Source organism: Empedobacter sp. GD03797 (assembly GCF_029842105.1).
Lineage (GTDB): Bacteria > Bacteroidota > Bacteroidia > Flavobacteriales > Weeksellaceae > Empedobacter > Empedobacter falsenii_C.
On the sequence record NZ_JAOCFS010000001.1, the window covers coordinates 59,353 to 86,108 of the forward strand.

Consider the following 26,756-nt stretch of genomic DNA (forward strand, 5'->3'; position numbering starts at 1 on the left):
CAAAATTTGGAGTGCAATTTGCTTGAAATGAATCGTTGAAAGAACATGAAAATAATCTGTTAAGATTTGTCATTATTTTTTACTTTTACGAACCAAAAAATAACAATAATATGGCTTCAGGAATATTTGCAATTTTAGATGATATTGCAGCATTGATGGATGATGTAGCGGTTACAAGTAAAGTGGCAGCGAGTAAAACAGCAGGAATTTTAGGAGATGATTTGGCTGTAAATGCTGAGAAAGCGACGGGATTTTTGTCTTCGCGTGAAATACCTGTTTTATGGGCAATTACAAAAGGTTCTTTTATCAATAAATTGATTATTGTTCCAATTGTTTTGACACTAAATCATTATATGCCAGAAGTGATAAAATATGTTTTGATTTTGGGAGGTTTTTATTTAGCTTTTGAAGGTGTTGAGAAGATAATCGAGTTTATTTTTCACCGTCCAAAAAAAGGTTCAGAAGTTATTCATGAAGATAAAGTAGAAGATAAGAAACAAGTTTCGGAAAAAGCAAAAGTGAAATCTGCGATTATTACAGACTTTATTCTTTCGATAGAAATTGTGATTATTGCATTGAGTACAGTTTTGGAACAACCAATGTTGACACAAGTTTTTACAGTTTCGTTTATTGCAATTTTAGCAACTATTGGTGTTTACGGGATTGTAACTTTAATTGTTCGTATGGATGATGCTGGTTTTAAACTGATAAAAGCATCGCATGACAAAGGAGCTGTTTCTAAATTGGGACACTTTTTGGTTGATGCATTGCCTTATGTGATTAAAATTTTAGGATTTGTAGGGACTGTTGCGCTTTTATTGGTTTCAGGCGGAATATTTGTTCACAACATCGATTATATTCATCATCATTTACCTACAGCAATTCCAATGATGATTAACGAAGCTTTGATTGCATTAGTTGCAGGATTATTGGTTGTGTTACTTGTCACAATAGTTAAGAAAATAATAGGTTTAGCTAAAGGTTAGGAGATAGAATAGATTTAGAAAAGAATTGTTTCCATTTAATTAAGAAATAAACTTTATTATCCTCAAATACACACTTTCAACGTATCTTTAGGACAATTAAACAATAAATTATGAAAATAAAGTCGATAATAGCACTTTTTTTTCTCGCTACCGCTTTTACTTTTGCTCAAACAAAACAGATTCTGATTGAAAATGTTAGAATTTTAGATCATCAAACTAAAGCATTAACATCACCGATGAATGTTTTAGTTTCTGGTCAAAAAATTGAAAAAATTAGTTCTGCAAAAATTTCTTCACCTAATCAAGATGTTGTAAAAATTAATGGAGGAGGAAAAACGTTGATGCCAGGTTTGATCGATGTTCATGTACACATGGTATTTGGTTCGTTGACGATGGCGCAAATGATGTCACCAGATATGTCTGAAGAAATGTTGGTTTCAAAGATTGGTGAAGCTTCTCACAAAATGTTGATGCGCGGTTTTACGAGTGTTCGTGATGCTGGAGGACCAATTTTTCCTTTGAAACTAGCCATTGATAAAGGTAAAGTTGCAGGACCTAGAATTTGGCCTTCAGGAGCAACGATTAGTCAAACGGCTGGTCACGGAGATTTTAGAACTCCTGATGAACGTTCGCGTCGTTTTTTTGGAAAAGCATCTCGTGCAGAGGAATTAGGAGCTACTTTTATTGCTGATGGAAGAGATGAAGTTTTGACAGCAACAAGAGAAAATTTACGTTTTGGAGCGAGTCAAATCAAATTAATGGCAGGCGGTGGAACGTCTTCTGCTTATGATCCGATTGATGTTACTCAATATACTTTTGACGAAATGAAAGCGGCTGTTGATGCTGCAGAAGATTGGGGAACGTATGTGATGGTACATGCCTATACGCCGAGAGCTGTGCAACGCGCTGTGGAAGCAGGAGTGAAGTCAATTGAGCATGGTCAAATGTTGGATGAAGAAACATTGAAAATTCTTGCTAAAAAAGGTGTATGGTTAAGCCTTCAGAATTTGATGGATAATAATGATAACATGGACGAGCAACGCAAGGAAAAGCGTAAACCAGTTTTGGATGGTCAAGATAAAGTTTGGCCTTTAGCAAAAAAACTTGGTGTGAAGCTCGCATGGGGAACGGATTTCTTGTTTGAACCTGAGTTAAATGATGAGCAAAATAGTTATATTTTACGTCTTCAAAAATGGTTTACAAATGCTGAAATTCTGAAAATGATTACTCAAGATAATGGTGAATTATTACAGTTATCTGGTTTAAGAAGCCCATATCCTGGGAAATTAGGTGTTGTAGAAGAACAAGCTTTAGCAGATTTGATTTTGGTTGATGGAAATCCATTGAAAGATTTATCGTTAATCGCCAATCCTGATAAAAACTTTTTAGTGATTATTAAAGATGGTCAGATTTATAAAAACACAATCAAAGCGAAAAAATAATATAAAATAATTTCAAAAAAAATAAGCTGTATCATTGATACAGCTTATTTTTTTGAATATGATTTAGTGAAAATTAATTTGCAATAATTGTTCCCGAAACATTCCAATAACTGAAACTATTTCCTTCAGGTTTTCCTTGCGGAATTTTTACTTGTATACTATGTTTTCCGGCTTTTAAATTGCCCAAATCTATAAAATATGGATTTGTGATTGTTCCAGGGCACCAATTAGAACGACTATAATCAGATGATGATAAACCATTGTCAAAATTACCAGAAGCAGGATTGTAAGCGCGATACGAACCACAATCTTGTCTCCAAGGCACGATATTAAATACTTTTTGTCCATCAAGAAAAATACTATTTTCTTTCGGAACAAATTCATCTCCATTTTCCCAACCACCATGTCCAGTTGTTGTAAAACGCAATTTAGCATTGTTGTAATCTTCTTTCAACGTGAATTCTACTGTAAAACCATTCGAATTTTCGAACAAAGTAGGATATTCCTGTCCAGCCATTTCCATCACATTTGCAGTATTGAAAATTGGTAAAACTTTTTTGATAGGCAACGTTGTCGTTGAACTTGACGGATGAATAGAAATATTAGCAGTAATTGTATGTCCGCCTTGATCATAATTTCCAATGAAGAAACCAATCAAAACTTCTTGATTAGATAATAAACCTTGAAATTCTGTGATTTCTTGACGATATTTTGCTTCGGTTTCCCAAGTTTGATTTTTTAATTGAATATGATTGAATTTATTAATTCCAAAAGGTGTGAAAAAGCGCATTAATTCTATCGTTGGCGAATAATTTTCTGTCAAAAAATAACCTTGGTATTTTTTATTATTTGCCGATGTATAAACAGGTAATTCGTTGATTCCTTTTTGTAAACCATCCATAAACGTAATTTTAGAATCACGCGGAATCAAAAATACAGAACCCGTTCTATCGTATGCATCACCATTCGATTGTTGCGAAACATTTAAGAAAACTTGACTTCCTACTTTAATTTGAGGAATTTTAATTTTTCGAACCACAACAGTTCCATTTGCAAAGCGATAAATTGAATCATTTGACGAAAAATCTTTACTAAAGTTAACTTGTTGATGTGATAAAAGTGGTATATCGACAAATTTACTTTTCCAAATAATGTCTTTATATGTCAACAAATCAACCCGATTTTGATGCAATTCTTTTTGGATAAATTGACTTGGAATCAAATCTTTTTCGCGTTCTATTTTCGAAGCTCGAATCGTTGAATTATTATTTCGTGTAAGTTCTAACACAAAACCTAAATTCATTCCAACCATTGTTGGAGAGGCATTCAATTCCATATTGTCAACAAACCAAACGTCTATTGTATTCGAATTGATATTTGTCGTCGCTTTTTTACAACGTAAACCTAAAATTCGTTTTGTTTCTTTAGAAATCGTGAAAATAGATTTATTAAAAGCAACAGAATCATTTGTAATAATAGAATTAGTCGGGTCAAATTGTGTAATCAAGGAAATAATTGATGGATTTGTTTTGGTATAATAAAACATTTCATCAGGATAATTTGAAGAATTACTAAAACTTTGTTGCTTTCCAATAACTGTTTCTTTTGTATTCGCAATAACTTGTATGGGGTTATTTTCTTCGACTTTCTTTCCATTCGAAAAGCGTTCATACGTAATTTTGTAGGTTTCCTGTGCATCAAGAACAATAGCCTGAATACAAAAAATGATAAGTAGAATTGATTTCAATTTCATGTGTGATAAATAAAAAAGGTTTACAAACGAATTGTAAACCTATAAAAATATCTGATTGTATGAAAAAATATCTTATACAAAAGCATTAATTCCTGTCACATCTGCTCCAGTAATCAATAAATGGACATCGTGCGTTCCTTCGTAAGTAATTACAGACTCCAGATTTGCAGCATGTCGCATCATAGGAAAATCGCCAACAATTCCCATTGCTCCAATAATTTGACGAGATTCTCGCGCAATATCAATAGCCATTTTTACATTGTTGCGTTTTGCCATAGAAATTTGTTCAGGAGTTGCGTTATTTTCGTTTTTCAACGTTCCTAATCGCCAACATAACAACTGAGCTTTCGTAATTTCTGTAATAAATTCAGCTAATTTTTTTTGTTGCAATTGATAAGAAGCAATTGGTTTTCCAAATTGTGTTCGTTCTAATGAATATTTCAAAGCAGACTCGTAACAATCAATTGCAGCGCCAATTACACCCCAAGAAATTCCGTATCGAGCAGAATTTAAACAAGATAATGGACCGCGTAAACTACTCACTTCTGGTAAAATTTGAGATTCTTCAATCTTTACATTTTCGAAAACTAATTCACCTGTTTTTGAAGCTCTTAATGACCATTTATTCAATGTTTCTGGCGTTGTAAAACCTTGCATACCGCGTTCTACAATAACTCCACGAATTTTTCCTTCTTCATCTCTTGCCCAAACAACTGCAATATTACAAATTGGTGAATTTGTAATCCACATTTTTGCTCCATTTAAGATATAATGATCACCATTTTTAGTCAAACGAGTTTCCATTCCGCCAGGATTTGAACCGTGATTTGGTTCAGTTAATCCAAAACTTCCAACGAATTCTCCTGAAGCTAATTTTGGTAAATATTTGCGTTTTTGTTCTTCTGATCCAAAAGAAAAAATTGGATACATCACCAACGAAGATTGTACAGATGCAGCAGAACGAACAGCCGAATCGCCACGTTCTAATTCTTGCATGATTAATCCATACGACATTTGGTCCAAGCCAGCGCCTCCATATTCTTCTGGAATATACGGTCCTAAAGCACCAATTGCGCCTAATTTTTTCATTAAATCTGGAATATCTTTATGATGTTGAGCAGCATCATCTATCACAGGTTTTATTTCGTTGTCCACAAAATCTCGAACAGATTGACGAATTAATTTATGTTCTTCGGTTAATAAATCATCAATCTTAAAATAATCTGTAGTTGAATTCATTTTATGCGGTTTTATTTTATTAAATCTAACGATTATTCATTAAATTAAAAATTATTCTGAATAATATTTATTAAAAATTTTAATTTATGAAACTTTTGACTAATTTAGGTAAAAGTTAAAACACAAAATAACACAAAAAAATGATAGAAAACGAATTAAAAGAATTAGGTATTTCTTCCGAAAATCTCGGAACATCAACAGGAAATACTTGGTTTGGAAAAGGTGAAGAGCTTTCTTCTTACTCGCCAGTAGACGGAAAATTGATTGGAAAAGTTAAATCATCAACAAAAGATGATTATGAAGAAGTGATAAAAAAAGCGCAAGTTGCTTTCAAAGAATGGCGAATGATTCCTGCTCCGAAACGTGGAGAGATTGTGCGTCAATTTGGAGAGAAACTTCGTGAAAAAAAGGCTTCTTTGGGAAAATTAGTTTCATATGAAATGGGGAAATCTTATCAAGAAGGTTTAGGTGAAGTGCAAGAAATGATCGATATCTGTGATTTTGCGGTTGGATTATCTCGTCAATTATATGGTTCGACAATTCATTCGGAAAGACCGCTGCATCGCATGTACGATCAATATCATCCGCTTGGAATTGTAGGGGTGATCTCTGCGTTTAATTTTCCAGTTGCAGTTTGGTCTTGGAATACATGTTTAGCAATGGTTTGTGGTGATGTTGTTGTTTGGAAACCAAGTGAAAAAACACCTTTGTGCGCGGTTGCGTGTCAATATATTTTAGCAGAAGTTTTAAAAGCAAATAATATTTCTGAAGGAGTTTCTTCTTTGGTAATGGGGGATAAAACAATCGGTGAATTAATTGCGCTAGATGCTCGTGTGGCTTTGGTTTCTGCAACAGGTTCTACGCGAATGGGAATTGAAGTGAATAAAGTTGTTGCTGCTCGTTTGGGTAAAACAATTTTAGAATTAGGCGGTAATAATGCGATTATTGTTACGCCAGATGCAGATTTAAAAATTATGTTAACTTCAGCTGTTTTTGGTGCGGTTGGTACGGCTGGACAGCGTTGTACTACAACAAGACGTTTGATTGTTCACGAGTCGATTTATGATAAAGTAAAAGAATCGTTAGTAAATGCTTACAAACAAATTAAAATAGGTAATCCGTTGGATACAGCAAATCATGTAGGTCCTTTGATTGATAAACATGCGGTTGAAATGTATTCAAATGCTTTGGAAAAAATTAATCAAGAAGGAGGAAAGATTATCGTTGAAGGTGGTGTTTTAGAAGGAAATGGCTTTGAAAGTGGTTGTTATGTAAAGCCAGTAATTGCTGAGGTTGAGAATCATTTCGAAATTGTTCAACACGAAACTTTTGCTCCAATTTTATATTTAATCAAATATTCTGGAGATGTGTTAAATGCAATAGAAATTCAGAATAATGTAGCGCAAGGTTTATCGTCTTCTATCATGACAAATAATCTTCGCGAAGCTGAATTATTCTTGAGTCAACAAGGTTCTGATTGTGGAATTGCAAATGTAAATCTCGGAACTTCTGGAGCTGAAATTGGTGGTGCTTTCGGTGGAGAAAAGGAAACTGGAGGTGGTCGTGAATCAGGTTCGGATGCTTGGAAAGCGTATATGCGACGACAAACGAATACAATTAATTATTCGACAGAAGTGCCATTGGCGCAAGGAATTAAGTTTGATTTTTAAAAATTTACACAGATGAGTACAGTACACGAAAGATTAGCAAAACATATATTGGCAGATGGATATCCGATTGTTATGGATATGGATAAGTCGCATGGTTCCTATGTTGTAGACGAAAATGGCATAGAATATTTGGATTTATTTTCGATGTTTGCTTCGACGGCAATCGGTTATAATCATCCACATTTGATGGCGAAAGTTGACTTTTTAGGTCGAAATGCTGTCAATAAACCTGCGATGTCAGATATTTATACAAAAGATTATGCCGATTTAATTGATACATTTGAGCGTGTTGCGATGCCAAAAGAATTGCAATATTTATTCTTTATTTCTGGTGGAACATTGGCGGTAGAAAATGCACTGAAAACGGCTTTTGATTGGAAAACAAGATTAAATTTTTCGAAAGGAATTGAGAAAGAAGCAAGTGATGTCATTCATTTTAAGCAAGCGTTTCATGGGCGTTCTGGTTATACATTGTCGTTGACGAATACGAAAGATCCTCGTAAATACGAATATTTTCCAAAGTTTGATTGGCCAAGAATTGAAAATCCGAAACGAATTTTTCCAGTTACAGAGGATAATTTATGCAAAGTTGTTGAGGCTGAAAAACGAGCGATTGAGCAAATAGAAAATGTTTTAGAAACGCGAAAAAATAAAGTTGCTTGTATTATTATTGAACCGATTCAAGGAGAAGGAGGAGATAATTATTTTCGAAAAGAATTTTTTCAGAAATTGAGAGAAATCTGTGATCGAGAAGAGATTTTATTGATTTTTGATGAGGTACAAACAGGAATGGGAATGACTGGTAAAATGTGGGCTTTTCAGCACTATGATGTGATTCCTGATGTAATTTCGTTTGGAAAGAAAACGCAAGTTTGTGGAATTTTAGCGAATAAAGAAAAGTTAGATCAAATTCCGAATAATGTTTTCAAGGAATCAAGTCGAATCAATTCGACTTTTGGTGGGAATTATATCGATATGTTGCGTTTCAAATTAATTTTAGAAGTGATTGAACAAGAAAAATTAGTTGAAAATGCGGCAGAAAAAGGAAAATATATTTTATCAAAATTGAATGAAATAGCAAAAGAAACGAAGAAAATTCATTCGGTTCGTGGATTAGGATTGTTCATCGCATTTGATTTTTCATCAGATTTGGATCGTTCAGAGTTCATCAAAACATGTTTCGAAAATCACATGATTATTCTTCCTTGTGGTGAAAACTCTGTGCGAATGCGTCCTCATCTCAACATTTCCGAAGAAGATACCAATAAAGCAATAGAAATTATTAAATTAGCGTTAAAATAAACAGCAAAAGCAACCAAAGAAAGGTTGCTTTTTTAATTTTGTAAAAGATAAAACTAAAGTATGATAGATTCTTTTTTCTTCGATTTTGACGGAACATTACAAGGTTTTGAAAACCACGAAATCAGTGATTCGACAATCGAAGCGTTGAAATTATTAAAACAAAAAAATAAAAAAATATACATCGCAACAGGACGAAATATGGTGGATATGCCCGAACATATTTTTGAATATGGTTTTGATGGTTATATCAATAATAATGGTGGAATGTGCTCGGATGAAAACCGTCAATCATTTTTTGTAGATTATATCAATCCTAATGATATAGAGGCTTTGTTGCAATATGATGATGAAAATCCTTTTTCATTTTCGTATATGACCAAAGAAGCGTTTAGTATTAATCGTGTGAATGAAAATGTAGAAAAATCGTTTGCATATTTTGGAATGGAAGTTCCAGAAGTGGTTGATCCTCGAACTTTACCGAAAGATAATATCATGCAAATGAACTTTTTTGTAAATGAAGAACAAGAAGATTATTTGATGAAAAATGTGTTGACAAACAGTGTAGGAACACGTTGGATAGAATATTTCGCCGATATAAATCCGAAAGATATCAGTAAAATGCGCGGAATAGAACGAATGGCTGAGCGCGATAATTTAGATTTATCTAAAACAATGGCTTTTGGCGATGGCGGTAACGATATTAGTATGTTGAAAGGCTGCAAAATAGGTGTAGCCATGGGCGATGCGAAAGAGAATGTTCGTGAAGCCGCTGATTATTATACAACTTCTGCGGATAATCACGGAATATGGAATGCGCTGAAACACTTTGAGATAATTTAGAAACTTATTTTAATATATATAGAAAAAAATCCAACTTCGGTTGGATTTTTTTTCTTTTCCCAATGTTGTGTTAATTATATATTCTATTATTGTAGAATTAAAAAATAAAAATTATTTTAGAGTATTAATTATAAACTACAACATAATGAAACAATTATTACTAGCTGGATTTTTACTTTTTTCGAATTTTGGTTTTGGGCAAGAAAAGCTTATTGTCGATTATAAATACGATATAAAGCATGATGAAGAAAAAATAAAGGAGTTTGAAAGAGAGCAAGCACAAAAAGGAGGAGGTACAATAAAAATTGGTGGGTCTCCAAATATTTATTATCAATTAGAATATAATGATAATCAGTCCATTTACAAAAAAATAGAAACTATCAATAATGATCAAAATGGTAGCTCTATGGGGGCTTTTTCAATTAATATTGGAGGAGAATATAAAGATCTGATTAATGAAATAAGTAAGAAAGCGTTTCGCCAAGAAGTCGTTTTAGATAAACAAAATTTTATTGTGGTTACTCCATATAAAGATTATGAATGGAAAATTACAGATATTGAAGATACGATTTTGGGTCACAAAGTAAAAAAAGCTATTGGTAATGATAAAGGTAAGCAAATAGCAGCTTGGTTTGCGCCAGATATTAAGGTTGATGCAGGACCAAATCAAGTGAATGGATTGCCAGGTTTGATTCTGAAAACGGTGAGCGAAACGGGCGGTAAATTTGGTTCGATTATGACTTATGAAGCGGATAAAATTACCTTAAACCCTAAGAAAATGTCTAAAACTAAACCTTTAAAAGGTGAAGAAATAACACAAGAAGAATTTAAAAAATTGCAAGATGAATCTCGTCAAAAAATGAGAGAATCTTTTTCGATAGGAGTGGATAAAAAATAATTTTGAATGAAATATTTAGTAATTTTTATTAGTTTTTTTTGTTGTTTAGCTCAAGCGCAAGAAGCTCTAGAGATTGAATACGAAGAAGTTTCTATTCCTAGAATTATAGGAAAAGATGGGAAGGAAGAAAAATTGGATGATGATTTTATAAAAGCACTTTCTGTTCCAAAAAATTATGTGCTACAAATAGAAAAAGGAAAAAGTGTTTTTTCCAAGATTGAGAAAATTAATAATTCACAAGGTAACGCATCGGTTACGATGTATGGTATTTTTTCGTATAATTTTGAACAAGATTTCAATCAAAATAAAATGAAACAAGAATGGATGATAGAGAATAAAAAATACCTTGTAACTGATACCATTTCTACACATTATAAATACGAATTAACGCAAGAAAAATCTACTTATTTGGGTTTTGATGTTAAACAAGCAGTTGTAAAATATGATGATAATAATAAATCAATTATTTGGTATGCACCAAGTTTACCCAAACGTTTTGGTCCAAAAGAATTTATTAATCTTCCAGGTTTGGTATTAAAAGTAGAATCTATTCGAAATGGAATTATTGATCCATCTTATTCTTTGAAAGCAACTTCTGTTACAACAAAAGATCATTTAGAATTTAAGAAATTATTCAAGGCGAAGGAAATTTCTAAAGCAGAATTTGAAAAGCTGAAAGCTGATTATAACCAACAAAGTTCGAATGAACATCAAGGAGTAGATAAAGATTAATCTAAATAAAAATTATGAAAAAATTACTATTGATTGTATTAAGCAGTTTGTGTATTTTGTAAATGCGCAAGATATTTTAGAAGTAGAATATGATGTATATACAGTATATGACGCATGTAAAACTCAAGGTTCAGTTACAATTGATAATCGAAAATTAACTAAAGATGAGACGATTAGGTATTTTACTGAACAAATGAAAATTCCTAGACCTTATATATTAATAACGGATAAAACCGCTTCTAATTATAATCAAAAACCAACACTAAATGGTGGAAATTCAGTAAGCTATAGTTCGACACAAGGAAATGGATTGTATTACAAAGACTTGCTTGAAAATTATTATATGCACGAATCGGTTGGCTTTGGGATGGATCGAATTATCAAAGATTCTATTCCTAAAATTAATTGGACTATAACACGCGACAAAAAAAAAGTCTTAGGTTTTGATGTTCGTAAAGCTACTGCAAAAATCAATAAAGAAGAGTTTACAGCTTGGTTTGCTACTTCTTTGTCTTTTCCTTCAAGATCAGATAAGCATATGGGATTACCTGGTTTGATTTTAGAATTAGAAAGAAAAACGAACGACGATGCTGATATGGTTATTACATACAAAGCAACATCTGTAAAAGAAGCGAAGAAAAATGTAACAATAAATCAACCAAAGAAAGGGAAAATTGTTGATTTCAAAACGTATAAAGCAGAAATGGATGCTTTTTTTAAGAAACAACAAAAAATGAATAGTCAAGGAGTGGATAAAAATTAAGAGATATACTTTTAATAGGTTTGTAATAAATCACAAAGTCCTTATCTAATAAAGACAAGGACTTTGTGATTTATAAGAAATAATTATATGTTCAATTATTTTCTTTTTACATTAACAGCCATAAGACCTTTTTTTCCTTTTTCAATATCAAAAGTAACTTGATCATTTTCATTTACTTTGTCAATTAATCCAGAAACATGTACAAAAACATCTTCACCTCCGTTTGCGTTAGAGATAAAACCAAAACCTTTTGATTCGTTGAAGAATTTTACTGTTCCTTCTTGCATAGTTGTATATTTAATTAATTTATTTTTTTGATATTTGAATTGCTCTGAATCCTTTTTCAGACATTTCTTTTTTGAACTGCACTTGATCTCCTACTTTAAGTAATTCTTTTGATTCTTTGAAGTGGAAGAAGATTTTATCGTTAGAAGTTGCTACTTTAATAAAACCAAAACCTTTTGAATCGTTGTAGATATCAACCATACCTTCTATAAAAACATCTCTGTTATCAGATTCTAATCTTTTATTATTCAGCAAATCGGCTTCTTTGTCTTGTAAATGAGGTGGTACATCTGTAAAATTACCAAGTACATCAACATAGACAATCATATCTTCTAATGATTTTCCTTTGTTGTTATTCTCTTTTCTGTTCTCTCTTTTGTTTAATTTCTCTAATTTTTTTAAAGCTTTCTTTTTGCTATTTTCTTTTTTAGATGTAGAATCTGCCATAAATGTTTGTATAGATTTTTTATTATTAATACTGATAAAACCTAAGAAAACATGAATTAATTATCCAACAACATTTATATTATAATGTAGTAAAACTTACAAGTATACGTTTTAGAAAACAGAAGTTAAAATTATATTGACTAGGTCAATTAGTGAATTAAAAAAAGTAAAATAAAGAATACAATTGTAAACTATTAAGACAAAATATCTTCTTAAGTACGTTGCAAAGGTAATAAGTTTTAATGAATTAAATGGTATTAATTCCTAGAGAATTCGATATGACAAAAAAGTTCTAACCTAATTGTGATTAGAACTTTGATCTTATTATGATTGATATCGTTAAAATTGATAAATAAATGTGTTGATATTCATACCTGCACCAACAGATGCAAATAATACTACATCGCCTTCGTTTATTTGGTGATTTTCCAAATCATTATCCATAATCATTTTCAAAAGAATTGGAATTGTTGCCACACTACTATTGCCAAGTTTATGAATATTCATTGGCATAATATTTTTTGGCACGTCAAGATCATATAAACTATAAAAGCGTTTTACAATTGCTTCGTCCATTTTTTCATTAGCTTGATGAATCACTATTTTACTGATATCGTCAATATTATATGTGCTATCATCAACACATTTTTTCATTGCTAAAGGTACTTTGGATAAAGCAAACTCATAGATTTTTCGACCATACATTTTGATGTATTTGGTATTCGGACATTTTTCTGAATTATATGATTTTCCAAAAAACAGATAATCTTTTTCTTCGTTTGCATAAGAGGCAGATAAATGGGCTTGTATCCCTTTATTGTTTTCAGAAGCTTCTAGTATTACAGCTCCAGCGCCATCTGCATAAATCATCGTATCTCGGTCGTGTTCATCGACAACTCTCGAAAGCGTTTCTGCACCAATTACCAAACATCTTTTTGCTAATCCAGCTTTCATAAATGCATTGGCTTGTATAACACCTTCTACCCAACCAGGACAACCAAAAATAACATCGTAAGCAACACAATAAGGATTCTGAATTTTCAATAAATTTTTTACTCTTGCAGCAAGACTTGGCACCATATCAGACTGAATCGTATCGTGTTTTACATCTCCAAAATTGTGCGCGAATATAATATAATCAATAGTTTCGGCATCGATATTTGCATTTGTGATAGCCGCAGCCGCAGCCATATAACCTAAGTCTGATGTTACTTGATCTTTTCTGGCATATCGACGTTCTTCTATTCCTGTTATTTGTTTTAATTTATGCGAAATTGTAGCATTATTTTGGTCTAAAATTTCTCCTTGTTCATTATAAAATTGATGTTCTTCAAAAAATTGATTTGAAATTGTTTCGGTTGGAATATATTTTCCTATTCCTATAAAGTGATTTGTCATAGTATTATAAATTGTAGCATTAAATCTACAATTGCTTACAATCTCCGAAAAACTTACTTAATAAATCGTATAAATTTATTTTTTTAACGTAAAAATTATGTACTATTAAAAATAAGGTGATAAAAAATAACAAATTAAAATTTTTATCGAGAATTAATTAATACAATTTTATTGAGAATGGTTTTAAATAAATTTTTAATCTTCAGAATTTATTCAGATAGATTTTTGATAAAACTATTTCTCAAAATCTATTACAATGAAAAAAATAATCACACCTTTATTATTAGGTTCAATAGTTTTACTTTCTGTTTAAATCATGAGTTGCACAAATAAAACTGAATTTCAAGAAACAAATTCAAATTATGTTATCCTATTAATTTAAAAAATTCAATTAAATTTTCGATATGCCAATATTTTATCAATACGATTACCATCTTTGTCTACAATTTCTAGCGTCAAATCTTCTACTTCTACCTTATCCCCAACATTTGGAATGGTTTCGTATTTGTCCAAGAAAATCCCAGCAACGGTAACGTATCTATTTTCGATGTCTTCGTCTATATCAATCTCAAAAAATTTCTCGAATTCGTAAATAGAAAATTGCCCATCGATCAACCATGTACCATCTTCACGTTCTACGATTTCGTAGTCTTCGTCTTGGTTCTCTGGTGTATCACCAACCAATTCGTCCAGAATATCATTTATCGTTACAATACCAGCCGTTGTACCATATTCGTCCAAAATAATGGCGAAATGTGCCTGCGAATTCTGTAACATTTCCAACAACGGATAACTAAACGAATTCTCGTTGACAAAAATAGGTTTGTGTATGAATTTTTTAAGGCTAAAATCTTCTTTACTTACCCCAAACATATCTTTTAGTTTCAAGATACCAACGATTTCATCCAAATTATTGTTCTTCGTAACGGGGTAGGCAGAATATTTATTTTTCTTGACTTTTGCACGGGCTTTCTCATAATCATCCGAAATATCTAATGAAGCAATTTCTGAACGATGCGTTGCCAACGTATTTACACGACGATCTCCAAGCTCGAAAACACGTTCTAAGATTTCGTGTTCTTTTTCCTGAATTTCACCACCTTCTGTACTTTCTTTGATGATATTTTTTATTTCTTCCTCCGAAACAACTTCGCTGCTATCATCTTTAATACCAAACAATTTCAAGAAAAAATCATTGGTAACCGTTAGCAACCAAACAAATGGAGAAGTGATGATAGATAACCATTTCATCGGTTTCGAAACAATAGTAGAAACCATTTCAGGAAATTTCATTCCCAAACGTTTTGGTAATAATTCGCCAAATACAATCGAAAAATAAGTTATAATAACCACCATAATAATTGGAGAAAGTGTTTTGGCGTAAGGTGCAATGAAAGCGATAGATGTTAAAAATTCTGTTAAATCTGCAGTTAATTTATCACTAGAGAAAACCCCTAACAAGATACCAATAAGGGTAATTCCGATTTGTACGGTTGATAAAAATTTGTTCGGATTCTCAGCAAGTTCCAAGGCAGTTTTAGCGCCAGAACTTCCTTTCTTCATTTGATTTTCTAATTTGAATTTTCTTGACGAAACAAGTGCCATTTCAGACATGGAAAAAATTCCATTCAATAAAATCAATACGATTATTATAACAATCTCCACTTTTATTCTTTAATTTTGATAAAAATAAACCAAAATCTAATACCTACCATAATGTCTCAATTTAATATTATGAAATTTTCTTATTTAATTTTACTTGCTTTTATGCTAAATGCTGGTTGTGCTTTCGGTAGCAGCGATCAAACACCAGAAGAAACAGATACTATTTTACCTGCTTTTACAACCGCTGAATTGATTGGTAAAGGAAATCCTACGATGGTGGGGAATGGGTATAAATTGTTGCCAGAAGTTGCAAAACAATTTGAATTGATGAAAGCTGATGCGCAAAAAGCAGGCTTTAAAATACAAGTGATTTCGAGTTATAGAAATTATACCTACCAAAACGGAATTTGGGAGCGCAAGTATAAAGCGAATCAGGCGAAGAAAATTGCAGCGAAAGAAAACATCGAAAAGATTATTGAATATTCTACTATTCCAGGAACTTCTCGTCATCATTGGGGAACTGATTTGGATATTATAGACGGAACGCGTGGAATACCAGCAGATCCGTTGAATGAGAAACATTTTAATGAAGGAGGATCAATGCATAAGTTTAAGCTTTGGTTAGATGAAAACGCTTCGAAATATGGTTTTTATTTGGTATACACGGATAATTCAGCGAGAAAAGGATTCAAGTATGAGCCGTGGCATTTTACGTACAAAGCGATTTCTGAACCGATGTTACAAGCCTACAAAAAGCTAGATATCAAAAAAGTTTTGCAAGAAAATAAATTGTTAGGAAGCGAAAATTTTACAGATGATTTTATCGAAAAATATAGAAAAGAAAATATACTTGATATAAATCCTGTTATTAAATAGTTAAAGCTCCTTTTTGGAGCTTTTTTTGTGGTATCTTTAGATAAAAATTAAAACATTGTACTTTCTGATGAGGTTAATATTTTTCATATCGTTGTTTTTGAGCATGAGTCTACTGACTTTTGCAAAACAATCTATTGTGAAAGATTTGGACGGAGATGGAAAGTTTGACAAGGTTTCGATTAATTTTGAAACGAACAAAATAGAGTTTTTACTTTCTGATACTGAATATAAAAAGCAGAGTAGTTTAGCTTTTCATGAATTGGATCACAATGCGAAGATTGAGGAAACAAAGAAAGGTTTTAAGATTATCAATAAAATAGGAGATGTTTTGTTTACATCTTATTTTCGATACAATCGTCAGACAAAAAAGATTGAATTATCTGCTATAAAACGTTCAATAGTTTCGGATGATTATTCGAAAGAAAACGGCGAATCAACTTTTATAACAGCTACAAAAGAATTTATTGCGAAATGGAATAGTTTGGATAAATCATCAAATAAAGTGATTGCTTTACCGACGTTAAAAACTAAAATTGATTTGGATGTTATTTCTTTGAATGATTTTAATGATGCATTTCTGAATAAATTTAATCAACAAAGTTTGACTTTTTATAAAGCTGAAATCTCCAAGCAAAAATAATTATTGCTCCAAATCGATTGTTCTGAATGTTAGATTAATTCGTGGCGAATTTACTTTTTTAGTAGGAGGTAAGCGATGCAGCCAATAATCCTGCGTTTCATTTTTCATTACCAATAAACTACCACTTGCAAGATTTAAAGAAATTACTTCTTTGGTTTCTTTGTGTTTAAAACCAAATTTACGTTCAGCACCAAAACTAAGCGACGCAATTGCGCCATGACGTTTCAATTGTTTTTCGCCATCGCTGTGCCAAGCCATTCCTTCGGAACCATCGTGATATAAATTTATCAAACAAGAATTATAAGTTTCACCAGTTTTTTCCTCAGCTAATTTTTTTAATTCAAGTAAAGTATCAGTCCAAGGTAAAGCTGTTTTCGTGATTTTGGAATAGGTATAAGCAAATGGAAAATCTCCGTACCAAGCAATTTTTCGTTTAGTTTCGATTAATTTACCAAAAATAATTGCTTGATCGTTCTTCCATTCAATTTCATTTAATAAAACAGAATAATAACGATGCGCTTCTTCGTCGCTCATAATTTGCCCAAAATAATTTACCGTTCCATCTTTAGGAAGTAGATTCTCTTGTCCGTCAAATAAATCGTTGAATAGGTCCATAGAGCGAAGTTATGTTAAATTTTATTTGATTGATGATAAATAATTTGGAAATTATAAAATTATTTTTATTTTTATCAATGTTAAGTTTAAGTTAAAAAATAGTAGAAATGAATGTTAGACACCCATTTTTTATTTATGTATTTAGTTTTATTTTAGTTGTGATTGCTGGTTTTACTAAGATTTTAGAATTTGAATCTGCAGATTTATTATTAAATACTACGTTTACAATTTCTGTAATCTCTTTAATTTATGTATTAATTCGTTTGAAAAAGTCAAGAAAAAAATATACGGATTTAGCGAATTAATACATAATATTAAATAAAAAAGCAACGATTATTTCGTTGCTTTTTTTGTTAAATACTGTTCAAACTTCAATCCTTTTATGTTGTAAGGATCAAATCCTTTGTATAAGTCTTCCAATAATTGCATTACTTGAAAATAAGTAAATAATACTGAATATGAAGCTTGTTCTTGATAAACAGGGATTTCTACTAAAAATAAAAATCGATCATATTTCGAAATCTGAACAGTATTCCCATCTTGATTCATCAAACCAATATAACTTCCGTCATAATCAGGTAGGTTATGAAAAATCTCAATAGCTTGTGATAAACTACCTTCTAAAGGTAATTCAGTTTCGACCAGTAAGTCGTCAGCGTAATTTTCAAAGAATATTTTCACATTGCAAAAGTAAGAAATTTTAATCTATTTTAAGGAATTCCTTTTTTTTCGGGTTATAATTATTAAATTAGCATTCAAATTATGGAAAAAATGAGTTACGACATTATAGTTATTGGAAGTGGTCCTGGAGGATACGTTGCAGCAATTAGAGCAGCACAATTAGGTAAAAAAGTAGCAATCGTAGAAAAAGCTGAATTAGGAGGAATCTGCCTTAACTGGGGATGTATTCCTACAAAAGCATTATTAAAATCTGCTCAAGTATTCAAATACTTAAATCATGCAGAAGATTTTGGAATTAACTTACCTTCAGATATTTCATTCGAATTTGGAAATGTAGTTTCTCGTAGTAGAGGAGTGGCGGATCGTATGAGTAAAGGTGTTCAATTCTTGATGAAGAAGAACAAAATTGAAGTGATTCAAGGTGAAGCAAAAGTTTTACCAGGAAAAAAAGTAAAAGTTACTGCAGCAGATGGTTCTGTTAGCGAATTATCTTCAGAAAATATAATTATTGCAACTGGTGCACGTTCTCGTGAATTACCTGCATTACCACAAGATGGTAAAAAAGTAATTGGTTACCGTGGTGCATTAGCAATGGAAAAACAACCAAAATCAATGATTGTTGTAGGTTCTGGTGCGATTGGAGTTGAGTTTGCTCATTTCTACAATACATTAGGAACAGAAGTGACAATTGTAGAGTTTTTGCCACGTATTGTAAATGTTGAAGATGAAGATATTTCGAAACAATTACAATTATCTCTTAAAAAATCTGGAATTAATATCTTAACAAATGCAGAAGTTACAGGAGTTGATACAACTGGAGATTTAGTAAAAGCAACAATTAAAACTGCTAAAGGTGAAGAGATCATCGAAGCTGAAGTTGTTTTATCTGCTGTTGGTGTTGTTCCAAATACAGAAAATATTGGTCTTGAAGAAGTTGGTATTGCAACTGAAAGAGGTAAAATTGTTATCAATGATTTTTGTGAAACATCTGTAAAAGGATATTACGCAATTGGTGATGTTGTAAAAGGAGCAGATTTAGCACACTTAGCATCAGCACAAGGAATTTTATGTGTTGAGCATATTGCTGGCGAAAAAGTTGAGCCAATTGACTACGGAAATATCCCAGGTTGTACATATTGTTCACCAGAAATTGCGTCTGTTGGGCTTACAGAAGCAAAAGCAAAAGAAGCAGGTTACGAAGTTAAAGTTGGTAAATTCCCATTCTCTGCAAACGGAAAAGCTGTTGCAAATGGAGCTGCTGATGGATTCGTAAAAGTTGTTTTTGATGCGAAATATGGTGAATGGTTAGGATGTCACATGATTGGTGATGGTGTTACGGAAATGATTGCTGAGGCAGTTGTTGCACGTAAATTAGAAACGACGGCACACGAAATTATGAAATCTGTACATGCTCACCCAACAATGGCAGAAGCTATTATGGAAGCGGTAGAAGATGCATATGGACATGCAATTCATATTTAAGAAATAAAAAATTAGAATTTATAGTTGAAGCAGCCATATGGCTGCTTTTTTATTTTACCAAATCGTTAATTTTTTGCGTCTTGTATATTGATTTAGTTTTTTAACTATCTTTACAGAAATAATTTAAAAAAATATAATATGAAAAAATTCTATTCTTTAGTAGCAGTTGCTGCATTATCAACATTATCATTTGGACAAAATCTAGTTGTTAATTCAGGTTTTGAAACAGGAAGTTTATCACCTTGGGCAGCAGGTACAGGTTCAGGCTACACAGAACCTACAGTTTCTAATACAGGAGCACATTCAGGAACATATAGTGCAATATACAATGCTACAGCAACAACTGGTTTTTTTCAGAATGTAGCTGTTACAGGAGCAAAAACATATGTTATCGAATTTTGGTATAAAGCTTCTAGTGCTAGTGCAGCAAGAATCTGGAGTATTTATAAAAATGCTGCGGGAACTGCTGTATACACAACAATAGATGCAACAACAGATACATTTAGATCATTAAATAAATATTTACCAGCTGCTGCTGAGTGGACTAAATATACTGTAGAGATGCCAGCACATGCAGATGCTAAAAGTTTAGATGTTGCTTTTAGAGCTTATGGAGGTCAATCTTCTTCATTTGATGATATTCTTGCTTATGAAAAAGGTACTTTAGCAATATCTGATGTTGATTTTAAAAATAAAGTAAAAATGAATACTTTAATTACTGATAAATTGGTTATTGATTTACCAGTAAAATCTACGGTTAATATTTATACTGTTGATGGAAAATTAGTTTCTTCGAATAGAGTTGAAGTAGGTTCATCTATCAATACTCAATCATTATCAAAAGGAGTTTATTTAGTTTCAGTTGATAACGGAACAACTAAAGTTACTCAAAAAGTAGTAAAAAAATAAGAAAGAATATATTCTTAATCTAACAAAAAAGCGATTCAGTTTACTGAATCGCTTTTATTTATTCTTCTAATTTCTGAATTTTAAAACCTGCATCTGTCACAGCTTCCACAACCTCTTCTTCATCTTCGGTTGTTGTCACAGTCAGTACTTTTCGTTCATCAGAAGTGTCAACTTTCCAATTGTCTTCACCTACAGCTTCGTCCAAAAAAGGTTTTACAGATTTGATACAGCTTTCACAATTTATATTTGTTTTGAATTTCAATTCGCTCATAACTTTACAATTTAGACTCAAATTTATAAAGATTTCATAAGATTAAAAAAACGTTTAAGTAATATTTGATTTCGAAATTTAAATAAAAATCAATGAAGCGTAATCTTGATGTTGTTGTTATTTCGGATGTGCATTTAGGAACTTTTGGTTGCAAAGCACAAGAGCTGTTAGCTTATCTACAGTCAATCAATCCAAAAAAAATTATTCTCAATGGCGATATTGTGGATATTTGGAATTTCAAGAAGAGTTATTTTCCAGAAACGCATCTTCAAATCATTAGTTATTTATTGAATTTATCTGAACAAGGAATTCCAATCGTTTATATCACTGGAAATCATGATGAACTGTTGCGTAAATTTACGACAATGCGTTTTGGGAATATTCTTTTAACGGATAAATATATGTTGAAACAGAATGATAAAATCGCATGGATTTTTCATGGAGATGTGTTTGATGCCTCGATTCAACATTCGAAATGGATTGCGAAATTAGGAGGTTGGGGTTATGATAAATTAATTCAATTGAATTATTTTATCAATAAATGTTTAGAGTTTTTTGGAAGGGAACGTTATTCACTGTCTCAAAAGATTAAAAACTCAGTTAAAAAAGCGGTGAAACATATCAATGATTTTGAACAAACTGCTGCTGAATTAGCAATCGAAAATGAATATGATTACGTGGTTTGTGGACATATTCATCAGCCACAATTGCGAAAAGTAAAAACGGATAAAGGATCGTGTGTGTATATGAATTCAGGCGATTGGATTGAGAATTTATCGGCTTTAGAATGTGTAGACGGAAATTGGTCAGTGTTTTATTTTGAAGAACACAAACATACTTTGATGCAAAATTTAGAAGAAATCGAGTTCAATTATTCGTTGGATGAACTGATTGTTTCAATTCTCAATAAGAAGTAAATGAAAATTTTATATGCTTTACAAGGAACGGGAAATGGACATTTGGCTCGTGCGCAAAAAATGTTACCAATCCTTGAAGAATATGGAGATTTGGATGTTTTTGTAAGCGGTTCTAATTCGCAATTACAACTTGAAAATTATCAATTCAAACATCACAATGGATTGTCATTATTTTATAATCAGATGGGAAAAGTTTCGTATAAACGAATTTTTAAGGAGAATAGTTTTAAATCTTTTTGGAATGAAGTGAATCATTTTCCAATTGAAAAATATGATTTGATTATTAATGATTTTGAACCAATTACAGCACATGCAGCACGAAAGAAAAAGATAAATATTGTTGGTTTGAGTCATCAAGCTTCGCTTTTATTTGATGAAACGCCAAAAGTAAAAAATAAAACAGGTGAGACGATTTTGAAATATTACGCACCAACTTCTAAGCATTACGGTTTTCATTTCGAAGAATATAATGATGCTATTTTTTTACCTATCATTCGAGATAAAATTAGAGCATTGCATCCAAAACAAAAAGATTATTATTTGGTGTATTTACCAAGTTTTCATCCAACTGAAATTATGGAGAAATTATCATTTATTAAAGATTCAAAATGGAAAGTTTTTTCACCTTTTGTGAAAGAAGTTATGCGTCAATTTAATGTTGAAATTTATCCAATTGATGAACGCCTTTTTACCAAAACTTTAGAAAATTGTAAAGGAGTTTTGTGTGGTGCTGGTTTCGAATTGCCTGCTGAAAGTATTTATCTTCAAAAGAAACTTTTTGTGATTCCGATCAAAGGTCAATACGAACAATTGTGTAACTGCGAGGCTTTAAAAATGATTGGCGTTGATTATTCGTATGATTTGAATGTCGAACAATTGCAACGTTGGGTGGATTCGAATAAAATTATTGAGAAAGATTTCCCAGATCAAACTGAAGAAATCATTCAGAAAGTAATTTTAGAAGCTTCTCATTAATTATTTTTCCAGAAAGCAGGCGTAAATAAAATTAAGATTGTATAAAGCTCTAATCGACCTAAAACCATTAAAAAACAACATAATAATTTTGCACTATCCGTTAAAGAATTCATTGAGGTACCCGGACCAAATTCGCCAATTCCCGGACCTACGTTTCCTAAAGTGGAAGCAGTTAATGTTAAAGAGGCCAAAATATCTTGGAAACTCATTGTTATACCATAATTCAAAAGCGCAAACAAAATAGAACTCACAATCCATGTAAACATAAACATAACAAAGAATGCCATGACGTGGAAAACAATAGATTGATTCAGCGAACGATTGTTGTAACGAACTGGAATAATTGCGTTTGGATGTAAAATACGCTTAAATTCGATCCAACTATTTTTTAATAAAATGACGTGTCTGATAACTGTAATTCCTCCAGATGTAGAACCTGCCGAACCTCCGATGAAGAACAAAGAGAAGAAAATAAGTGTGGTTACGGTTAACCAACTTGTGTAATCTTCCATTGCCAAAGCGGTTGTAGATGCGATAGAAACGACGTGGAATAATGAGCTTCTGAATGAATGTTCGAAGTTAAACCAGGAATAAGTTTCGACGGAATAGCTAGGGTAAATATTAAAAAATAATACGACAAAAACGATAAATGTAACGACAGCAAGTAAGCCAACCCACCAGCGAAATTCCTCATTTTTCCACACTTTTTTGAATTGTCCTTTAATCAATAAATAAATCAAAGCGAAGTTTGTTCCGCCCAAAAACATCATCACGATTAGTACATATTGAATAAAAACATTGTTATTCCAATACATCAAACCTTCATTTTTAGTAGAAAAACCTGCGGTTGCAATCACACTCATCGAATGGTTTGCAGCATCAAATAAATTCATTCCACCAAAATAAAGCAACAATGCAAAAAAAGCAGTTAATCCTAAATAAACTAACCAAAGGTTTTTCGCTGTTTCTGTAATTCGAGGGTGAATTTTATCCGTATAAATTCCAGGCGCTTCTGCCATAAAAAGTTGTCGACCACCAATTCCAAGAAACGGTAAAATCGCAATCGTCAAAACGATAATTCCCATACCACCAATCCAATTGGTTGTACTTCGCCAAAACAATATGCTTTTTGGGAGACTTTCTACATCATCATAAATCGATGTTCCAGTCGCTGTATAACCAGAAACGGTTTCGTAAACAATGTTCACAAAACTGAAATTCTCATTGATGATATGATCGTTTGGTAAAAATATTAACGACGTAACATATGGCAAACATCCCGAAAGAATCAAGAAAAGCCATCCGACACAAACCACGATATAACCTTCGCGTTTGTTGATGTGTTTTCTTCTGTCACGCGTAAAATACATCATTGCAGCTCCCGACAATCCCACTAAACTCCCCGAAACTAAAAAAGGGTAGAGTAGATGATCATTAAAATAAATGCTGACACATGTTGCAATAAACATAAAGAGCGCATTTAATAGTAATAAAACACCCGAAAGATTCAGGATTACTTTGATGTTAAGTGATTTCATTATTTAAAATATTTGGTCACTTTTGGAATTAAATTCGCTTGACTAAAAACAACAACATGATCTTTTGGTTCGATAATGAAATCTTTGGTTGGAATAAATCCATCATTTCTACGAACAATTCCAGCAATAATAGCACCTTCTTTAAATGGAAAATCGCTTACTTTTTTGAATGCGATTTCAGAATTTTCGTGAATACGGAATTCTAAAACTTCGGCATCTAAATCAGAAATTCCTGTTACATCCATCACAGAACCTTGTCGAATATAACGGAAAATACTATCTGCGGTTAAGAGTTTTTTATTGATAAAAGCGTTAATTCCAACTTCTTGACTAAGATGAATATAGTCGATATTTTCGACCAAAGCAATTGTTTTTTTAACACCTTTTGATTTTGCTAAAAGACACGACATAATATTCGTTTCCGAACTTCCTGTCACAGCAATAAAAGCATCTGAATCAGAAATACCTTCTTCCAATAACAATTCTCCATCTCGACCATCACCATTGATAATCAAAATGTTATTTAAATCATCAGCTAAATCAAAAGCTTTGTTTCGATTGATTTCTAATAACTTAACGTTGTGCTTGTTATCTTTTAAAAGTTTGGCAACTTTGACACCAATACTTCCTCCTCCCAAAACAATTACATTTTTGAAATACTCTTGTTTTTTTCCTAGGATTTTATAAACTTCTAAAATTCCAGCTTTTTTTACAATAAAATAAACGTGATCGTCTATTCTAAATTCAGTATCAGCTTCAGGAATAATGGTTTGATATTCGCCGCGTTCGTTGCTACGGATAATTGCAATTGGCATCAAAAGATTGTCTTCACCACCTTTTGTCGTCAAATACATGTCTTTGTATTGCTTGTCCAAAATCTTGCAATCCGCATCCAAAACAGTTCCAACCATAAAAAGTTGACCATTTGCAAAGGGATGCATCGCATTGAAAGCAGATTGTTGAACAAGTGAATAAATCTCATCAGCCGCTAATTTCTCAGGGCTAATTAATGCATCAATTCCCATTCCTTGCACCCAAAATTGATTTTCTTTGTAAAGAAATTCAGGATTCGAAATTCGAGCTAATGTACGTTTTGCCCCTAAATCTTTCGCAATCGAAGCACTAGTAAGGTTTGTGTTTTGAAGATGAGTGACCGATATAAAAATATCTGTATCATCAATTCCAACTTCGCGCAAAGCCTTGAAAGAAGTTATATCACCACGATAAGCCATTACATCTAACGAGTTTTCGATCATCAACAATTTGTCCTTGTCCATGTCCATGATGACGATGTCATTCATTTCATTAGAAAGCAATTTAGCCAAATGAAAACCAACTTCTCCAGCGCCTCCGATTAATATTTTCATGAAAGAAATTTAGGATAAAACTATTTTGACGTTTCTTTTTGTCCCATTAACATTAGGAACGATTTCAAGAATTCGTCTATATCACCGTTCATTACAGCATCCACATTACCTGTTTCAGTTCCTGTTCTGACGTCTTTTACCAATTTGTATGGATGCATCACATAATTACGAATTTGAGAACCCCATTCGATTTTCATCTTATTTGCTTCAATCTCATTACGTGCAGCCATTTTTTTCTCTAACTCAATCTTGTACAATTCAGATTTTAACATCTCCATTGCACGTTCGCGATTGGCTAACTGAGAACGTTCAACCTGACAAACAACCACAATTCCTGTAGGTTTGTGCGTTAACTGAACTTTCGTTTCAACCTTATTTACATTTTGTCCTCCAGCTCCTCCAGAACGAGACGTTTGCAATTCGATATCAGAAGGATTGATTTCAATCTCGATTGTATCATCTACAATTGGTGAAACATAAACCGAAACGAAACTTGTATGACGTTTTGCATTACTATCAAAAGGCGAAATACGCACCAAACGATGCACACCATTTTCTCCTTTTAGATAACCGAAAGCAAATTCGCCATCAACCTCTAATGTTACCGTTTTTACACCTGCGACATCACCCGCTTGATAGTTTAATTCTTTTACTTTATACCCATGTTTTTCGGCCCACATCAAATACATACGCATCAACATAGAAGCCCAGTCACAAGATTCTGTACCTCCAGCTCCGGCAGTAATTTGAAGAATTGCACCAAGATTATCTCCTTCTTCTGAAAGCATATTCTTGAATTCTATATCTTCTAAAAGCTTAGCAACAACAGTATATTGTTCCATTACTTCTTCGTCACTTACTTCGCCTTCGCGATTAAATTCTACTAAAACTTCAACATCGTTTACAGCATTTGCAATTGTTTGGTATTCATCGATCCATTTCTTTTTACCACGCAGAACTTTCATAAAAGCTTCGGCTTCTTTCGGATTGTTCCAAAATTCAGGAGAAGCAGCATGTTCTTCTTCATTTTGCACTTCGATTTCTTTTTGTTCGATTTCCAAATATTCGTGCAAATCTTGTGTACGTTTTTGGATGTCTTTTAGTAATTCGTTGTTAAACATAATT

27 protein-coding genes are annotated in these 26,756 nt (G+C 32.2%); 15 read left to right on the forward strand and 12 right to left on the reverse strand.

Translation table 11 applies throughout. The features are described from left to right. Positions 1 to 110 precede the first annotated feature (110 nt). Both N5D90_RS00375 and N5D90_RS00380 read left to right on the forward strand, forming a co-directional pair. Positions 111 to 986 carry a DUF808 family protein gene (locus tag N5D90_RS00375; RefSeq protein ID WP_280061176.1) on the forward strand — a complete coding sequence of 292 codons (876 nt, stop codon included), beginning with the start codon at positions 111 to 113 and terminating at the stop codon, positions 984 to 986. 110 nt (positions 987 to 1,096) lie between these two features. Beyond that, a complete protein-coding gene (locus tag N5D90_RS00380) occupies positions 1,097 to 2,428 on the forward strand; it encodes an amidohydrolase family protein (protein WP_280061177.1) in 1,332 nt (443 codons plus the stop codon). 73 nt (positions 2,429 to 2,501) lie between these two features. Here the strand turns inward: N5D90_RS00380 and N5D90_RS00385 are convergent, their stop codons facing one another. Together N5D90_RS00385 and N5D90_RS00390 are read right to left on the reverse strand one after the other, a co-directional pair. Then, the gene (locus N5D90_RS00385; RefSeq protein ID WP_280061178.1) at positions 2,502 to 4,181 is read right to left on the reverse strand and encodes a PNGase F N-terminal domain-containing protein; all 1,680 of its coding nucleotides are present in this window, start codon (positions 4,179 to 4,181) and stop codon (positions 2,502 to 2,504) included. Between the two features lie 72 nt (positions 4,182 to 4,253). Continuing rightward, positions 4,254 to 5,420, reverse strand: coding sequence for an acyl-CoA dehydrogenase family protein (locus N5D90_RS00390; RefSeq protein WP_280061179.1), 1,167 nt, complete (start codon positions 5,418 to 5,420; stop codon positions 4,254 to 4,256). 140 nt (positions 5,421 to 5,560) lie between these two features. Here N5D90_RS00390 and N5D90_RS00395 point away from each other — a divergent pair, with 140 nt between their 5' ends. From N5D90_RS00395 to N5D90_RS00420, 6 genes are all read left to right on the forward strand, one after another. Next, positions 5,561 to 7,090, forward strand: coding sequence for an aldehyde dehydrogenase family protein (locus N5D90_RS00395; protein WP_038335873.1), 1,530 nt, complete (start codon positions 5,561 to 5,563; stop codon positions 7,088 to 7,090). Positions 7,091 to 7,102: 12 nt separating this feature from the next. Then, entirely contained in the window at positions 7,103 to 8,392 is a 1,290-nt protein-coding gene (gene lat / locus N5D90_RS00400; RefSeq protein ID WP_038335872.1) for an L-lysine 6-transaminase, read from the forward strand. A gap of 60 nt (positions 8,393 to 8,452) precedes the next feature. Continuing rightward, the gene (locus N5D90_RS00405) at positions 8,453 to 9,232 is read left to right on the forward strand and encodes a Cof-type HAD-IIB family hydrolase (RefSeq protein WP_038335870.1); all 780 of its coding nucleotides are present in this window, start codon (positions 8,453 to 8,455) and stop codon (positions 9,230 to 9,232) included. A gap of 145 nt (positions 9,233 to 9,377) precedes the next feature. After that, positions 9,378 to 10,130: a GLPGLI family protein gene (locus tag N5D90_RS00410; RefSeq protein WP_052217824.1), complete on the forward strand. Its 753-nt coding sequence runs from the start codon at positions 9,378 to 9,380 to the stop codon at positions 10,128 to 10,130. A 6-nt stretch (positions 10,131 to 10,136) separates the two neighbouring features. Then, positions 10,137 to 10,862, forward strand: coding sequence for a GLPGLI family protein (locus tag N5D90_RS00415; RefSeq protein ID WP_280061180.1), 726 nt, complete (start codon positions 10,137 to 10,139; stop codon positions 10,860 to 10,862). A gap of 49 nt (positions 10,863 to 10,911) precedes the next feature. After that, positions 10,912 to 11,625, forward strand: coding sequence for a GLPGLI family protein (locus N5D90_RS00420; protein WP_280061181.1), 714 nt, complete (start codon positions 10,912 to 10,914; stop codon positions 11,623 to 11,625). A 95-nt stretch (positions 11,626 to 11,720) separates the two neighbouring features. On the opposite strand, the gene N5D90_RS00425 is transcribed toward N5D90_RS00420, so the two are convergent. From N5D90_RS00425 to N5D90_RS00440, 4 genes are all read right to left on the reverse strand, one after another. Next, on the reverse strand, positions 11,721 to 11,912 hold the full coding sequence (locus N5D90_RS00425; protein WP_135837000.1) for a cold-shock protein: 192 nt from the start codon (positions 11,910 to 11,912) through the stop codon (positions 11,721 to 11,723). Between the two features lie 19 nt (positions 11,913 to 11,931). Continuing rightward, positions 11,932 to 12,357, reverse strand: a complete 426-nt coding sequence (locus N5D90_RS00430; protein WP_115000942.1) for a cold shock domain-containing protein — start codon at positions 12,355 to 12,357, stop codon at positions 11,932 to 11,934. 339 nt (positions 12,358 to 12,696) lie between these two features. Beyond that, a complete protein-coding gene (locus N5D90_RS00435) occupies positions 12,697 to 13,755 on the reverse strand; it encodes a 3-oxoacyl-ACP synthase III family protein (RefSeq protein ID WP_115000940.1) in 1,059 nt (352 codons plus the stop codon). A gap of 387 nt (positions 13,756 to 14,142) precedes the next feature. Further along, on the reverse strand, positions 14,143 to 15,420 hold the full coding sequence (locus N5D90_RS00440) for a hemolysin family protein (protein ID WP_280061182.1): 1,278 nt from the start codon (positions 15,418 to 15,420) through the stop codon (positions 14,143 to 14,145). A 69-nt stretch (positions 15,421 to 15,489) separates the two neighbouring features. Between N5D90_RS00440 and N5D90_RS00445 the strand changes: the two genes are divergently transcribed. Together N5D90_RS00445 and N5D90_RS00450 are read left to right on the forward strand one after the other, a co-directional pair. Continuing rightward, positions 15,490 to 16,236, forward strand: coding sequence for a M15 family metallopeptidase (locus N5D90_RS00445; RefSeq protein WP_236688214.1), 747 nt, complete (start codon positions 15,490 to 15,492; stop codon positions 16,234 to 16,236). Positions 16,237 to 16,339: 103 nt separating this feature from the next. Further along, on the forward strand, positions 16,340 to 16,876 hold the full coding sequence (locus tag N5D90_RS00450; protein WP_038335856.1) for a hypothetical protein: 537 nt from the start codon (positions 16,340 to 16,342) through the stop codon (positions 16,874 to 16,876). On the opposite strand, the gene N5D90_RS00455 is transcribed toward N5D90_RS00450, so the two are convergent. After that, entirely contained in the window at positions 16,877 to 17,491 is a 615-nt protein-coding gene (locus N5D90_RS00455) for an alpha-ketoglutarate-dependent dioxygenase AlkB (protein WP_280061183.1), read from the reverse strand. 107 nt (positions 17,492 to 17,598) lie between these two features. Here N5D90_RS00455 and N5D90_RS00460 point away from each other — a divergent pair, with 107 nt between their 5' ends. Further along, positions 17,599 to 17,796, forward strand: a complete 198-nt coding sequence (locus tag N5D90_RS00460) for a hypothetical protein (protein ID WP_038335852.1) — start codon at positions 17,599 to 17,601, stop codon at positions 17,794 to 17,796. Positions 17,797 to 17,824: 28 nt separating this feature from the next. Here N5D90_RS00460 and N5D90_RS00465 read toward each other — a convergent pair whose 3' ends face one another. Continuing rightward, positions 17,825 to 18,172 (reverse strand): hypothetical protein, encoded by a 348-nt coding sequence (locus tag N5D90_RS00465; protein ID WP_038335851.1) that lies wholly within the window; start codon positions 18,170 to 18,172, stop codon positions 17,825 to 17,827. A gap of 90 nt (positions 18,173 to 18,262) precedes the next feature. Between N5D90_RS00465 and lpdA the strand changes: the two genes are divergently transcribed. Both lpdA and N5D90_RS00475 read left to right on the forward strand, forming a co-directional pair. Then, the gene (gene lpdA, locus N5D90_RS00470; RefSeq protein WP_038335929.1) at positions 18,263 to 19,654 is read left to right on the forward strand and encodes a dihydrolipoyl dehydrogenase; all 1,392 of its coding nucleotides are present in this window, start codon (positions 18,263 to 18,265) and stop codon (positions 19,652 to 19,654) included. 138 nt (positions 19,655 to 19,792) lie between these two features. Continuing rightward, on the forward strand, positions 19,793 to 20,563 hold the full coding sequence (locus tag N5D90_RS00475) for a T9SS type A sorting domain-containing protein (RefSeq protein WP_280061184.1): 771 nt from the start codon (positions 19,793 to 19,795) through the stop codon (positions 20,561 to 20,563). A gap of 58 nt (positions 20,564 to 20,621) precedes the next feature. On the opposite strand, the gene N5D90_RS00480 is transcribed toward N5D90_RS00475, so the two are convergent. After that, positions 20,622 to 20,834, reverse strand: coding sequence for a hypothetical protein (locus tag N5D90_RS00480; protein WP_280061185.1), 213 nt, complete (start codon positions 20,832 to 20,834; stop codon positions 20,622 to 20,624). 92 nt (positions 20,835 to 20,926) lie between these two features. Here N5D90_RS00480 and N5D90_RS00485 point away from each other — a divergent pair, with 92 nt between their 5' ends. Both N5D90_RS00485 and N5D90_RS00490 read left to right on the forward strand, forming a co-directional pair. Beyond that, positions 20,927 to 21,751, forward strand: a complete 825-nt coding sequence (locus tag N5D90_RS00485) for a UDP-2,3-diacylglucosamine diphosphatase (protein ID WP_280061186.1) — start codon at positions 20,927 to 20,929, stop codon at positions 21,749 to 21,751. Continuing rightward, positions 21,752 to 22,726: a glycosyltransferase family protein gene (locus tag N5D90_RS00490; RefSeq protein WP_180906654.1), complete on the forward strand. Its 975-nt coding sequence runs from the start codon at positions 21,752 to 21,754 to the stop codon at positions 22,724 to 22,726. On the opposite strand, the gene N5D90_RS00495 is transcribed toward N5D90_RS00490, so the two are convergent. Genes N5D90_RS00495 through prfB form a run of 3 tightly spaced genes read right to left on the reverse strand, consistent with a single transcriptional unit; the run spans position 22,723 to position 26,752 of the window. Continuing rightward, entirely contained in the window at positions 22,723 to 24,264 is a 1,542-nt protein-coding gene (locus N5D90_RS00495; protein ID WP_280046507.1) for a TrkH family potassium uptake protein, read from the reverse strand. The two genes, N5D90_RS00490 and N5D90_RS00495, sit on opposite strands and share 4 nt — an antisense overlap. Beyond that, on the reverse strand, positions 24,264 to 25,631 hold the full coding sequence (gene trkA, locus N5D90_RS00500) for a Trk system potassium transporter TrkA (RefSeq protein ID WP_115000923.1): 1,368 nt from the start codon (positions 25,629 to 25,631) through the stop codon (positions 24,264 to 24,266). The genes N5D90_RS00495 and trkA overlap by 1 nt, the downstream gene beginning before the upstream one ends. Before the next feature lie 20 nt (positions 25,632 to 25,651). Further along, on the reverse strand, positions 25,652 to 26,752 hold the full coding sequence (prfB, locus tag N5D90_RS00505) for a peptide chain release factor 2 (protein WP_280061187.1): 1,101 nt from the start codon (positions 26,750 to 26,752) through the stop codon (positions 25,652 to 25,654). Between the last annotated feature and the right edge of the window lie 4 nt (positions 26,753 to 26,756).